Origin of the sequence: Shewanella sp. ULN5 (genome assembly GCF_030731885.1) — a bacterium.
Taxonomy (GTDB): domain Bacteria; phylum Pseudomonadota; class Gammaproteobacteria; order Enterobacterales; family Shewanellaceae; genus Shewanella; species Shewanella holmiensis.
Window position 1 is genome coordinate 204,906 of sequence record NZ_JAPJEE010000006.1, and the last position, 12,887, is coordinate 217,792.

At 41.7% G+C, this 12,887-nt stretch carries 12 protein-coding genes; 7 read left to right on the top strand and 5 right to left on the bottom strand.

The window, feature by feature from the left end; genetic code table 11:
- Window positions 1-2 precede the first annotated feature (2 nt).
- From glnL to typA, 4 genes are all read right to left on the bottom strand, one after another.
- A complete protein-coding gene (glnL, locus tag ORI98_RS08325) occupies window positions 3-1,040 on the bottom strand; it encodes a nitrogen regulation protein NR(II) (protein WP_261298653.1) in 1,038 nt (345 codons plus the stop codon).
- Between the two features lie 137 nt (window positions 1,041-1,177).
- Entirely contained in the window at window positions 1,178-1,708 is a 531-nt protein-coding gene (locus tag ORI98_RS08330; protein WP_306134906.1) for a DUF4124 domain-containing protein, read from the bottom strand.
- A gap of 428 nt (window positions 1,709-2,136) precedes the next feature.
- The gene (locus ORI98_RS08335) at window positions 2,137-2,457 is read right to left on the bottom strand and encodes a pyrimidine/purine nucleoside phosphorylase (protein ID WP_306134907.1); all 321 of its coding nucleotides are present in this window, start codon (window positions 2,455-2,457) and stop codon (window positions 2,137-2,139) included.
- Between the two features lie 162 nt (window positions 2,458-2,619).
- Window positions 2,620-4,431, bottom strand: a complete 1,812-nt coding sequence (gene typA / locus ORI98_RS08340; RefSeq protein ID WP_306134908.1) for a translational GTPase TypA — start codon at window positions 4,429-4,431, stop codon at window positions 2,620-2,622.
- A 565-nt stretch (window positions 4,432-4,996) separates the two neighbouring features.
- Between typA and glnA the strand changes: the two genes are divergently transcribed.
- From glnA to glpK, 4 genes are all read left to right on the top strand, one after another.
- The gene (glnA, locus tag ORI98_RS08345; RefSeq protein ID WP_306134909.1) at window positions 4,997-6,406 is read left to right on the top strand and encodes a glutamate--ammonia ligase; all 1,410 of its coding nucleotides are present in this window, start codon (window positions 4,997-4,999) and stop codon (window positions 6,404-6,406) included.
- Window positions 6,407-6,849: 443 nt separating this feature from the next.
- Window positions 6,850-8,202: an outer membrane protein transport protein gene (locus tag ORI98_RS08350; protein WP_306134910.1), complete on the top strand. Its 1,353-nt coding sequence runs from the start codon at window positions 6,850-6,852 to the stop codon at window positions 8,200-8,202.
- Between the two features lie 73 nt (window positions 8,203-8,275).
- Complete coding sequence (locus ORI98_RS08355) at window positions 8,276-8,704, top strand: nuclear transport factor 2 family protein (protein ID WP_306134911.1); 429 nt, start codon at window positions 8,276-8,278, stop codon at window positions 8,702-8,704.
- 100 nt (window positions 8,705-8,804) lie between these two features.
- Window positions 8,805-10,292 (top strand): glycerol kinase GlpK, encoded by a 1,488-nt coding sequence (gene glpK / locus ORI98_RS08360; RefSeq protein ID WP_306134912.1) that lies wholly within the window; start codon window positions 8,805-8,807, stop codon window positions 10,290-10,292.
- A gap of 17 nt (window positions 10,293-10,309) precedes the next feature.
- On the opposite strand, the gene ORI98_RS08365 is transcribed toward glpK, so the two are convergent.
- Window positions 10,310-10,591, bottom strand: coding sequence for a hypothetical protein (locus tag ORI98_RS08365; protein WP_306134913.1), 282 nt, complete (start codon window positions 10,589-10,591; stop codon window positions 10,310-10,312).
- Between the two features lie 539 nt (window positions 10,592-11,130).
- On the opposite strand from ORI98_RS08365, the gene mraZ reads away from it, so the two are divergent.
- Genes mraZ through ftsL form a run of 3 tightly spaced genes read left to right on the top strand, consistent with a single transcriptional unit; the run spans window position 11,131 to window position 12,877 of the window.
- The gene (mraZ, locus tag ORI98_RS08370) at window positions 11,131-11,589 is read left to right on the top strand and encodes a division/cell wall cluster transcriptional repressor MraZ (protein ID WP_261298661.1); all 459 of its coding nucleotides are present in this window, start codon (window positions 11,131-11,133) and stop codon (window positions 11,587-11,589) included.
- A gap of 21 nt (window positions 11,590-11,610) precedes the next feature.
- The gene (gene rsmH / locus ORI98_RS08375; protein WP_306134914.1) at window positions 11,611-12,552 is read left to right on the top strand and encodes a 16S rRNA (cytosine(1402)-N(4))-methyltransferase RsmH; all 942 of its coding nucleotides are present in this window, start codon (window positions 11,611-11,613) and stop codon (window positions 12,550-12,552) included.
- 10 nt (window positions 12,553-12,562) lie between these two features.
- Window positions 12,563-12,877, top strand: a complete 315-nt coding sequence (gene ftsL / locus ORI98_RS08380) for a cell division protein FtsL (protein WP_188842012.1) — start codon at window positions 12,563-12,565, stop codon at window positions 12,875-12,877.
- The last annotated feature ends 10 nt before the right edge of the window (window positions 12,878-12,887 follow it).

The window sequence follows — 12,887 nt, forward strand, 5'->3', positions numbered from 1 at the left end:
AATTATTGTAATGGCAGCGTAATGATAAATTCGGTATGGCCGGGTGCAGAGACACAGTCTATGCGTCCGCCATGGAGTCTTGCAATGTTGTGAGCTATTGATAAACCAAGGCCTGAGCCGTCTTCTCTTCCGGTGACCATTGGATAAAATAAGGTATCCATTAGTTCGGGAGGGATCCCTGGACCGTTATCGATAATTGATAACGCTAAAACCAGTCGATATCTTTGGGTGCCAATGGTGACTTGATGTTGTGTCCGGGTTTTTATCAAAATTTCACCACCGCCATTGTCTAATGCTTGAATCGCATTTTGGACAATATTAAGCACGGCTTGTTGAAGTTGATCAGGATCCATCTGAATGTCGGGGATGGAAGGATCATAATCTCGCTTTAACGTGATGTTGTCGGGCAAAGCCATTTCAACCAGTTTTAGCACTTTTTGTACTACTTGATGGATATTATGCTCGGTATGTTGTGTTGGGCGTTGCGGTCCCAATAATCTGTCAACCAAACCACGTAAGCGGTCAGCCTGTTCAATGATTAAATGTGTGAACTCCTTTAATTCAGGTGAGTTAAGTTCTCTTGATAATAGTTGCGCAGCGCCTCTTAAGCCCCCGAGCGGATTTTTAATTTCGTGGGCTAAATTGCGAACTAAATATTGGGCTGCTTGTTGTTGTGCATCCATATTAAGTTGCTGGTGGATACGACGTTGTTGATCAACTTGGCGAAGCTCTAAAATGCTGAGGTTTTGTTCATTCTCAATAGGAATTAAGGTCAGATCTATGGTGTGATGCTGGCCATCTAAGGTAATCAACGCTGCGGTATTAACGGTAATGCCTTGATTTGACGATACGGCATCACGCAGGATATGTTCATCGACGCCTAAAAACTGATATAAATCGGGTAGGCGTAATTCAAGCAGCTTATGGTTAGCGACAGCCAATAATTGTTCAGCCGCTGCGTTGGCAAAGCGCGGCTTAAGGTTAGTATCAATAACTAACACAGCAGTGACTAAATGATTTAGTAGGTTGTTGGTGTCCATTTGCCGTCCTGAGTATTGGGTTGCACCATCATGGTGCACCAATATGGTGCATCCTGCAAGCCAGTTTCATCAAGCAAAGGTTATTCTTGATAATTAAGTAGGTTAAATTAATTCATTGTTTTTAATGATATTAATACTTACCCAGCTCTTGGGGTAGGCCGCTTTACCAAGTTTGCTTGATGAAGATAGATGGTTCTAGGAGAACTAGATGCAAGGACTTTGCCGTTTTGATCTAAGGCTTTCACCACAATGGCATGTTCACCACGATAAATGCCTTCAAGGTGAAAGGTTGTGGATGTTTGGGGTTGAGCTTTTATTTCACCATCGATAAACAAGGCCAAAAACATACCTCGTAATAATTTAGGTGCAACACTTACGGTCACATCGAATTTACCTTCATTGCTGCGAATGGTTTCTTCATGGGTCGGTGAAATAATCGTTATGGTCGTTTCCGTGGCAGCGTCAAGCTCAGGTGCGATAGGAGACTTTATTTTGGCTTCACGCAGCTCAATGGTGTTTTGGGTATTTTGTTTTACCTCGACAAGCTCAGCATTCGGCTGTGGCTCATCGCTATAATGTACCTTGCCATTTTCATCGACCCACCGATAAACCGCAGCGTTGCTGCATAAGGCAATGCTAAGTAGGCTGAGTAATAATATAAGTCGCATCTTGATTCCTTTCTCATCGAGTGACAACTGTTATAGTAGACTTTTTTGAAGCAAAAACTAGCATAGTTTATTTAGGCTGATTTACCAAAAATACCCGTTGATAGGAGATTGAGTTCAACTGGGGTTATTATCTGTTTTTAGCTTGCGCTTTGTATTGAAACCTTTATGACAAAAGGGCAATGTTTAATCATAAAGGCGTTAATGCGTTTTCAATCAAAAAGTTTGTCTACTGCAAAATTTAACAACGCTTTCTTAATGCTTATTGAGGGTGTTATTTATTGAGGTCATGGCGCTGAGTTAAGGATAAATGATGATATGTCAGAGGGAGTGGCAATCATGTTGAAGAAATTAAATAACCAGAGTTTAGAGTAATTAGCCCTGAAAATGCTTCCAAGGCTGAGCCTGCCATGAAGAGTATCAATAAGGGCTTAATAATAACTACAACAATACTCTGCTACCGCGCGAGTACGAATGCTAAAACTCACGCCTGCAGCTAATTCAAAATGAGTGCCAGCCGGGTAGTTCATCCATTCAGATGCATCTGGTAGTAGCACTTCAAAATTGCCTGAAGTCACTTGCATTTTCTCTGCTTGAGAGGTTGAAAACGTATATTCCCCAGGTAATACTACGCCTAAGGTTTGTTTTGAACCATCGGCAAAAAAAACTGCGCGACTGGTGACTTTTCCATCAAAATACACGTTTGCTTGTAGCGCAACATTGACATTTTCTAACATATTTACTCGCTCCATAAAATAACTTATGTGAATTTATATGTATTTATTGTGAATATCTAGCTATTTTTAAATGTTTTTATTCTCCATTGAAAACAACCGGACACAAAAAAGCCCAGAATAATCTGGGCTTTTTAGATATTAATAAGTGGTAATTATGACACCACTCATTAATTGCAATTAACTGCGGTTATGACGCTTACGCTCGTTCTCAGTTAAAAACTTTTTACGAACACGGATGTTCTTAGGCGTTACTTCAACTAATTCATCATCATCGATGAACTCAAGTGCTTGTTCAAGCGTTAAGTTAATCGGTGTCGTTAACACTTGTGCTTCATCAGTACCTGATGCGCGCATGTTAGTTAGCTGCTTACCTTTGAGACAGTTCACTGTCAAATCGTTAGAGCGAGCATGGATACCGACAACTTGGCCTTCATACACTTCAGCAGCGTGGCCAATAAACAGACGACCGCGGTCTTGTAAACCGAATAATGCGAATGTTAATGCTTTACCCGTTGCGTTAGAAATCAATACGCCGTTAGCACGTTGACCAATATCGCCACCTTTGTGCGGTGCGTAGTGATCAAATGAATGATAAATTAGACCAGTACCTGAAGTTGCTGTTAAGAACTCAGTTTGGAAACCGATTAAGCCACGGCTTGGGATAATAAAGTCGATACGTACACGACCCTTACCATCAAGTTGCATGTCTTTCATTTCAGCTTTACGTATACCTAACTTTTCAATTACGGTACCTTGATGTTCCTCTTGAACGTCAACAGTCACAGTTTCGAATGGTTCGTGTAGTTCGCCATCAACAGTCTTAAGAATTACTTCTGGACGTGATACCGCTAACTCGTAGCCTTCACGACGCATGTTTTCAATCAGGATTGATAAATGTAATTCACCACGACCAGAAACACGGAAACGATCTGGACTGTCAGTTTCTTCAACGCGTAATGCTACGTTGTGAACAAGTTCTGTTTGTAAACGGTCAAGAATGTTACGTGAAGTAACATACTTACCTTCTTTACCCGCGAACGGAGAAGTGTTTACTTGGAAAGTCATGGTTAATGTTGGTTCATCAACAGATAACGGTGGTAACGCTTCAACTTCAGTCACAGCACAAATAGTGTCAGAAATCTTAAGCTCACCTAAACCTGTAATTGCCACGATGTCACCAGCGTTAGCAATTTCAACTTCAGTACGGTCAAGACCCATATAACCTAATACCTGGCCCATTTTACCGTTACGCTTTTTACCGTCAGCGCCAACAATGGTCACTTGTTGGTTAGTTTTTACACTACCACGTTTAATGCGACCAATACCGATAACACCCACGTATGAGTTGTAATCGATTTGAGAAATTTGCATTTGGAATGCACCTTCCGAATCAGCGTCTGGGAAAGAAACTTTCTCAACGATGGTTTGGAAAAGTGGCGTCATGTCAGTGCTAGTTACATCAGGATCTAAGGTTGCGAAACCGTTTAATGCTGAAGCATAAACAATAGGGAAGTCTAACTGTTCGTCAGTTGCACCTAGGTTGTCGAATAAATCGAAAACTTGGTCGATAACCCAATCAGGACGTGCACCAGGTCGGTCAATCTTGTTGATAACAACGATTGGCTTAAGGCCTTGAGCAAATGCTTTTTTAGTGACGAAGCGAGTTTGTGGCATTGGGCCATCAACTGCATCTACTAGTAATAAAACTGAGTCAACCATAGACAGAACACGTTCTACTTCACCACCGAAATCGGCGTGACCTGGTGTGTCTACGATGTTAATACGGTAGTCGTTCCACTTGATGGCAGTGTTTTTTGCCAGAATGGTGATCCCACGTTCTTTTTCAAGATCGTTTGAATCCATCACCCGCTCAGTAGCTTCTCCTCGAGATGCAAGGGTTCCTGACTGCGCCAGCAACTTGTCTACCAGGGTTGTTTTGCCATGGTCAACGTGTGCAATAATGGCGATGTTACGTAAATTCTCTAGCACGGATAAAACCTCTATACCATCAAACAAAAAAAGGGGATTATTTACAGTCGCTATTAATTATAGCCACCATAAAAAAGCGTGCCATTCTACTCCAGCAAGGCTTCAGTAGATAGGATTTTTTTTGAACACCTGTTATTTTCACCCGTTTGGACAGATATATTTCGACTTATCTGGGGTAAATGGTCATTTTGATTACTCAAAGCCAGATAAACATCAAGAACACTGTTTTCTGAATTAGGTTTGGTAAATTGTTATCTAAGTGCACTTTTTGCTAATGAGTCTCTATATACTCGACATGTTCAATTACAGTGCAGTCGCCCTTAACTGTTGCACTGTATTGGTGCGGTGAAGGATCTTTTTGGTGCGCCCTAATAGTTATTTCTTTATGCAAAAAAATCAAATTGATATAATTCAATAGGTTATATATTTGGCATAAAAATAGCTTAGTAAGTGACATCATGTGAACATCACTGTTTTACATTGGTTTAACTAAGTAAAATGTACTTGGTAAACAGTAAGATTAAATTAAGAAGGGAATACCCTTGACCCTACCGGAGGCTTGAGAATGTCAGTTGAATCAGTATTAAAGCAACTTGAAGAATTAGAAGTTAAGTTTGTTGACTTACGTTTTACCGATACTAAAGGTAAAGAGCAGCACGTATCTATTCCAACTCACCAAGTTGACGCGGATTTTTTTGAAGACGGCAAAATGTTTGACGGTTCTTCTATTGCTGGCTGGAAAGGCATTAACGAATCAGACATGGTATTAATGCCTGATGCATCAACTTTCGTACTTGATCCTTTCACAGAAGAAACAACTGCGCTTATCCGTTGTGATATTTTAGAGCCAGGTACCATGACGGGTTATGACCGTGATCCACGTTCTATCGCTAAAAAAGCTGAAGAATATTTAAAGTCTACCGGTATTGCTGATACGGTTCTTATTGGCCCTGAGCCAGAGTTCTTCTTATTTGACGACGTACGTTTTGGTACTGATATGTCAGGTTGTTTCGTGAAAATCGACGCAAAAGAAGCTGCATGGAACTCTGCAAAAAGTTATGAAGAAGGTAATACGGGTCACCGCCCAATGGTGAAAGGCGGTTACTTCCCAGTCGCACCAGTTGATTCATCACAAGATCTACGTAGCGCTATGTGTTTAGTGCTTGAAGAAATGGGTCAAGTTGTTGAAGCGCATCACCATGAAGTGGCTACAGCAGGTCAGAACGAAATCGCTACACGTTTCAACACATTGACCAAGAAAGCGGATGAAATCCAAATTCTAAAGTATGTTGTTCACAACATGGCGCACGCTTATGGCAAAACAGCAACCTTTATGCCTAAGCCAATTGTTGGTGACAACGGTAGTGGTATGCATGTTCACCAGTCATTATCTAAAGATGGTGTGAACTTATTTGCTGGCGACAAGTATGCTGGTTTAAGTGACATCGCACTTTATTATATCGGCGGTATCATCAAGCACGCTCGTGCATTGAATGCATTTACTAACCCAAGTACTAACTCATATAAGCGTTTAGTGCCACACTTTGAAGCACCAGTTATGTTAGCTTACTCAGCGCGTAACCGTAGTGCATCAATCCGTATTCCTGTAGTGCCAAGCCCTAAAGGTCGTCGTATTGAAGCGCGTTTCCCAGATCCACATGCAAACCCATATTTAGGTTTTGCTGCGTTGTTAATGGCTGGTCTTGACGGTATCCAAAACAAGATCCACCCAGGCGATGCAATGGACAAAGACTTGTATGATTTACCAGCTGAAGAAGCGGCAGAAATCCCACAAGTGGCAACATCTTTAGAAAACGCTCTTGAAAACTTACAAGCTGACCATGAGTTCTTAACTAAAGGTGGCGTATTCAGTGAAGACTTTATTCAGTCTTATATCAAACTGAAAACCGCTGAAGCTGAGCGTGTTGCACGTACAACTCACCCATTAGAGTTCGAAATGTACTACAGCTTATAATCTTATCTGCTAACTCTTTAGTGTATAAGTAAAAAAACCCTGCTTAGCAGGGTTTTTTATTGGCTTTTTTACAATTAGTTACAAGCTAATGGGCCAATTTATTCACTCACCTCGCTTTAATTTTCTATTTTTTTCAGCTTACTGCTGTACCAAAGTTAATGGTATTTATGTTGACTTAGTTACTGATAATTATGGTTAAATTTTTTCTCTACATCATTGTTTTATTTATTCAGTTAACAGCGCTTAATAAAAAGGATGTTTTTAGCACACTTTGTGAGCCAGTTATCGGTAATTCTGCAGTAATTATGATGTTGCATTTATACCTTGGCTGTTGCAATAAGGCTTTAGATCCGTAAACTTGCTGCGAATAAATGTCGAGCTTTTACTCTATAAATGAGTTTGCTGAATTAAATCGACATAAAAACAATGAATAAGAGAATATAATGAAAAAAACAATACTTACTGTGGCTATTTCAGCCATTGTTTTTGGAACGACTTCACAAGCTCAAGCTGCAGGTTTTCAATTAGCAGAATTTTCATCAACCGGTTTAGGCCGTGCATTCGCAGGCGAAGCTGCCATGGCAGATAATGCCTCTGCACAGTCTCGTAACCCAGCTATGTTGAGTTATTTAGAAGGCCGCCAGCTTTCTGCCGGTGGTGTGTATGTGATGCCAAATATCGATGTTACCGGTGATATCGCTCTTGATTCACCTTTGTTTGGTGGACAAACACTGCATATTCCAGCCAGTGCCCATGACGTTGCTGGTGATGCATTTATTCCTAACTTTTATTATTCTAATCAATTAAACGATCAATGGACTTGGGGTTTAACGGTTAATTCTAACTACGGATTAGCGACTGAAATTGACCCGACCCATGCAGCAGCTATTTTTGGTAGTAAAACCTCGATCACTACCGTTGAATTTAACCCTAATATTGCCTATAAATTGGATGATGCATTTAGTATAGGTGCTGGTTTACGTGTGGTGTACGGTGAAGGCGAAATTGGTGCAACAACGCCTGCTTGGGTGGGAGCGATTAAAGCCAATCCTGCTTTACCTGCACCCGTTGCTGGTCGTTTACCGGATCCTGGTACTAGCCTTAAATCGATGGAAGGTGATGATATCAGTGTGGGTTGGAAAGCGGGTGCAAGCTGGCAAATAAACGCCGATCACCGTTTAGGTTTGGCTTATCATAGTGGTGTTAAATTAGAGTTAGACGGCCATGCTTCAGGTTTGCTTTATGATGGTGGTCAGAATGTGTCGATTGAAGGGTATTTACCGATTGAGCTACCTGCTTTTGCTGAATTAGCTTCTCATCACCAGTTAACTGAAAAATTTGCCATGCATGCCAGCGTAAACTGGACCCAATGGAGTGTATTTGATCAATTAGTAGCTTACTTTCCTGGTGAGCAAAAACCGATTGGCGATATAGAATCTGATTTAGTTAAAAACGAAAACTTCAAAGATAATTGGCGTTACGCTGTTGGCGGTACTTATCTATTGAACCACGATTGGACCCTAAGAGCGGGGATGGCGTTGGATCAAACGGCTGTTGAAGATCAATACCGCACAACGACTATTCCAGATACTGACCGCTTGTGGTTTAGTGTGGGTGCAGGATATCAAGCGACTAAAAATCTGACTGTAGATTTTGCGGTCACTTATATCAAAATGTACGGTGATGCGCCTATTAGCGAAGAACAAGATTTAGCGGGCTTAGCTTCAGTAACCTTAAATGGCGAAGCCACAGGTGATGTGTTGCTTGCTGGCGTACAATTAAGCTATAAAATGTAAGTTTAATGCTCGTTACTCTACATTAGCCTCGCATAGCGGGGCTTTTTTATATTGACTCTATTTAAGGACAGTTATGGCAAAATTGATCTGGGTTGTGTTGATTTTTGGGCTGGGATTGACCGTTCAGGCTAATGAAAAATCACAAATGGTGGCGCAATTTATAGAGGCATTTAATGAGCGAGACCCTGAGCTAATGGGTCAGATGGTAACTAAGGAGGCCTATTGGTTTGATGTTACCCGTGCAGGGATGACTAGCCAAACAACGTCTAGGGATGAGCTTGTTAAATCAATGAAAGATTACTTTGCTGATGCCAATAGAGCCCATTCTCGGGTGATAAAATCTGTTACTTCAGGTGATTTTGTCAGTACGGTAGAACAAGTCTCGTGGCAACAAGAGGGGGAGTGGTTGTCCCGTTGCAGTATTGGTGTGTACCTTTTTGAAGCTCAAAAAATTGCCGCAGTGTGGTATTACAAAGCTCATAAGTGTGACGCAAGTGATTAATTTTGTGTATTTTTTAAAGGAATTGTGCTGAAACCTTGGTTGTTTCATTTTTTACGCTAACCTATATTTAGTCTTTCACCTCCGACAAAGAGATCATCATATGACAGCGAATAAATACATTGTTGCTTTAGATCAGGGAACCACGAGTTCTAGAGCGATTGTGTTTAATCATCGGGCTGACATAGTGGCAATTTCACAACGGGAATTTAGACAGCATTATCCTTATGCGGGTTGGGTAGAGCATGACCCGATGGAAATCTGGTCATCGCAAAGCTCTTCATTAGATGAGGTGCTAACCCGAGCGGGTATTAATCGTAATGAAGTGGCCGCTATCGGCATTACTAATCAGCGTGAAACGACCATAGTGTGGAACAAGCACACAGGGAAACCTATTTATAATGCCATTGTATGGCAATGTCGTCGCAGCCAGGCAATTTGCCAACAATTAAAAGCACAAAATGTTGAAACCCTGATCCAGCAGAAAACAGGTTTAGTGTTAGACCCGTATTTTTCAGCATCAAAGATTCAGTGGATCCTAGATAATGTGACTGGTGCACGTGAACAGGCTGATGCCGGAGATCTATTATTTGGTACAGTCGATACTTGGCTAGTATGGAAACTGACCCAAGGTGAAGTGCATGTCACTGAGCCAACAAATGCTTCGCGCACCATGTTATTTAATATTCATACTCAACAATGGGATGAAGACTTACTCAAATTGTTCAATATTCCGCGACAAATGTTACCTGAAGTTAAATCTTCCTGTGAGGTCTATGGCTATACCGATCTTGCCGGCGTCCAGGGCATTCCGGTTGCGGGCATGGCTGGTGATCAGCAGTCTGCTTTATTTGGGCAATTGTGCCTGCAACCGGGAATGGTAAAAAACACTTACGGAACTGGCTGTTTTTTATTGATGAATACTGGTGATAAAGCCGTGACATCAACACACGGCTTGTTAACGACGGTGGCGATTGGTGATAAGGGGCAAGCCTGTTATGCCCTTGAAGGTTCGGTGTTTATGGGCGGTGCTATTATTCAATGGCTACGGGATGAATTAGGCATAATACAAGATGCTTATGACACCCAGTATTATGCCAATAAAGTGAGCGACACTAATGGGGTTTATGTTGTGCCTGCATTTGTCGGACTTGGAGCGCCTTATTGGGATGCCGATGCAAGAGGGGCCATTGTTGGTTTAACCCGTGGTGCCAATCGAAATCATATTATTCGCGCTGCATTAGAATCCATTGCCTATCAATCTCGTGATTTACTTGATGCGATGAGTAAAGATTCAGGGGTGACATTAAGCCAAATTCGTGTCGATGGTGGCGCGGTGGCAAATGACTTCTTAATGCAATTTCAAGCAGATATTAGCGATGTGCATGTGTTAAGACCTAAAGTCAGTGAGACCACAGCAATGGGCGCCGCGTTTCTGGCAGGACTGGCTGTGGGGGTATGGAAATCGACACAGGAATTACAATCCATTTTAGCCACAGATCGGATTTTTACCGCCACAATGAATAATGACTCACGACAAGCCTTGTATCACGGCTGGCTTAAAGCCGTTAAACAGGTTAGCACCCAATGATGTAATCAAAGCATTGGCTAAGCTTCAACATCAATATGCTTAATGGGAACTTTTAGTTCTTTAAGTGGTGCATCATCATCGGTGATGTATTCAAGATGTTCATCTTCCTTAATGGGAGCCACTTTTTTATCAGCTAACGAGGTGTGCTTACCTAGTGTAGGAGGCAATTGAGACTGTGGGGCTTCATGGCTGTCAGCGGCTATTTCACTGGTAACATCGACACGGTCAACAATACGCTTACGATTACTGATTAAACGTACTGGTGTAGCAAGCATGCTATAAATGCTGTCTAAGTTCATCTGATACTCCTTTAATGCTCATCGCTCAGATCCTTTATCGAGCGCATTGCAATTGTTATCTTTATATCGGCCAGTGTCGATTAAAAATTAGTCTAATATTTTTTGCCTGTTTATGAGCAGTTAATGGACCACCATCAGGCTGAATTCATACGAAAGCGCTATTTTTGACCTGCTTAAACATTAAGTTTCATTAAAGAAAACGGCTAAAAATGAAACTAAATATCACTAAATCGTTTTCCATTGTCGCTGAGATCTGCTGTATGTGATTGTTTATTTCTCCCACCTATGATCAAAACTGCTGAAATAACCGCCTATATGTGTCTGGTTTTATTCATTAACTCAGATATCCACGGGTAATTATTCGCTTTATGCCAACCATTTTTACACTTTATGAAAACTTGCTGCTAAGCCGCTTGGCGTCTGGATTTAATATATGTTCACATCCCTTGACAACCCTTGTGTTGTATCCCTAAACTTAGCATTTGTGGGAAAAAGTGGATCATTGTGGATCAAATTAAAAAAACAAGGACTTTATAGACGTGTTTAGAGGCGCAAGTGCAATCAATATGGACGCAAAAGGACGGATCGCTATGCCAGCGAGATTCCGTGATGCGTTACGTAATGGGCACGATGGCACGCTTATTATCACCGTTGATATTAATTCTCCCTGTTTGTTAATTTATCCCTTGCATGAGTGGGAACTCATGGAAACTAAGCTGCTGCAGTTATCAGATATCGATCCCACAGAACGCTCGTTAAAGCGAAAATTATTGGGTTATGCCCAAGAGTGTGAGCTTGACAGCCATGGGCGCATCGTTGTGCCACCAATACTCAGAAGTTTTGCCAATTTGGAAAAGAAAACCATGTTGGTAGGCTTATTAAATAAATTTGAATTATGGGAAGAAGGTGCTTGGCAGCTGCAAATGGAACAAAACCATGAGCTGATCAGCAACCAGAATTTAGCCAATCATGAAAGATTGAGCCACTTCACCCTGTAATGGAATAAAAAGAAGACCCTAATGAGTCAAGAGTTTGCCCACTTAAGCGTGTTATTAAAAGAGACCGTCGATGGTCTTAATATCGATCCAAATGGCATCTATATCGATGGCACATTTGGCCGCGGTGGACATTCACGACATGTGCTTAGCCATTTAGGACCCAATGGTCGCTTAATTGCCATTGATAGAGACCCACAAGCGATTGAAGCTGCGAAGCAATTTGCTGACGACCCACGCTTTCAAATTGTTCACGGTGGTTTTGGCCAGTTAGCCGATTATGTTGAAGAGTTAGGGCTGGTTGGCAAAATTAATGGTGTGCTGTTGGACTTAGGTGTGTCTTCACCGCAACTTGATGATGCCGATAGAGGTTTCAGCTTTTTACGCGATGGCCCTTTAGATATGCGCATGGACAATAGTCAGGGTGAAACGGCTGCTCAGTGGTTAGCAAGAGCAGAAATAGAAGATATGGCATGGGTGTTTAAAACCTATGGCGAAGAAAAAAATTCCCGTCATATAGCGCGCTGTATCGCTGCAGATAGAGACGAGAAACCCTTTTTACGCACCAAAGATTTAGCCGATTTGATTGCCCGCATTACCAAAAACAAAGAACGTAATAAGCATCCAGCCACACGGGTGTTTCAGGCGATTCGTATTTATATCAATAGTGAGTTGGAGCAAATTGATCAGGCTTTAGAAGGGGCGTTAAAAGTCCTTGCACCTGAAGGCCGATTATCGGTTATTAGTTTCCATTCATTAGAAGATCGCATGGTAAAACGTTTCATTCGTCGTCACAGCCAAGGCGAAAGTGTGCCGCATGGTTTACCCATTACCGAAGATGAAATTAATAAATCGCGAAAGTTGAAGTCAATGGGTAAGGCTATGAAGCCGTCAGATGAAGAGATTGAACAAAATCCTCGCTCACGTAGCTCAGTCCTGCGTGTAGCAGAACGCTTAGCGTACTGAGGTTAGCATTGTGAATCAGTCAGCACTGAATCTACCTCGACTTGTTTTGCAAGATATCTGGCATCACAAATGGGTGGTATTGCTCAGTATTGTGGTGATGATTAATGCGGTAGCAGTGGTTTATACCAGCCATGTGAGCCGAAAATTAACCTCACAATGGGATCAGCTTTTACAGCAACAAGACCACTTAGATATTGAATGGCGCAATTTATTATTAGAAGAACAGTCACAGTCGGAACATAGCCGTGTGACCCGAATAGCGACTAAAGATTTGAATATGTCCAGACCGCTTCCTAAAGAGGAAGTGGTGATTAGGGCCAATTGAGCATAGGGAA

Bases quoted from the DNA above. Each gene is read 5' to 3' on its own strand.
- glnL (WP_261298653.1), bottom strand. From the start codon at position 1,040: ATGGACACCAACAACCTACTAAATCATTTAGTCACTGCTGTGTTAGTT.
- ORI98_RS08330 (WP_306134906.1), bottom strand. From the start codon at position 1,708: ATGCGACTTATATTATTACTCAGCCTACTTAGCATTGCCTTATGCAGC.
- ORI98_RS08335 (WP_306134907.1), bottom strand. From the start codon at position 2,457: ATGGAGCGAGTAAATATGTTAGAAAATGTCAATGTTGCGCTACAAGCA.
- glnA (WP_306134909.1), top strand. From the start codon at position 4,997: ATGTCAGTTGAATCAGTATTAAAGCAACTTGAAGAATTAGAAGTTAAG.
- ORI98_RS08350 (WP_306134910.1), top strand. From the start codon at position 6,850: ATGAAAAAAACAATACTTACTGTGGCTATTTCAGCCATTGTTTTTGGA.
- ORI98_RS08355 (WP_306134911.1), top strand. From the start codon at position 8,276: ATGGCAAAATTGATCTGGGTTGTGTTGATTTTTGGGCTGGGATTGACC.
- glpK (WP_306134912.1), top strand. From the start codon at position 8,805: ATGACAGCGAATAAATACATTGTTGCTTTAGATCAGGGAACCACGAGT.
- ORI98_RS08365 (WP_306134913.1), bottom strand. From the start codon at position 10,591: ATGAACTTAGACAGCATTTATAGCATGCTTGCTACACCAGTACGTTTA.
- rsmH (WP_306134914.1), top strand. From the start codon at position 11,611: ATGAGTCAAGAGTTTGCCCACTTAAGCGTGTTATTAAAAGAGACCGTC.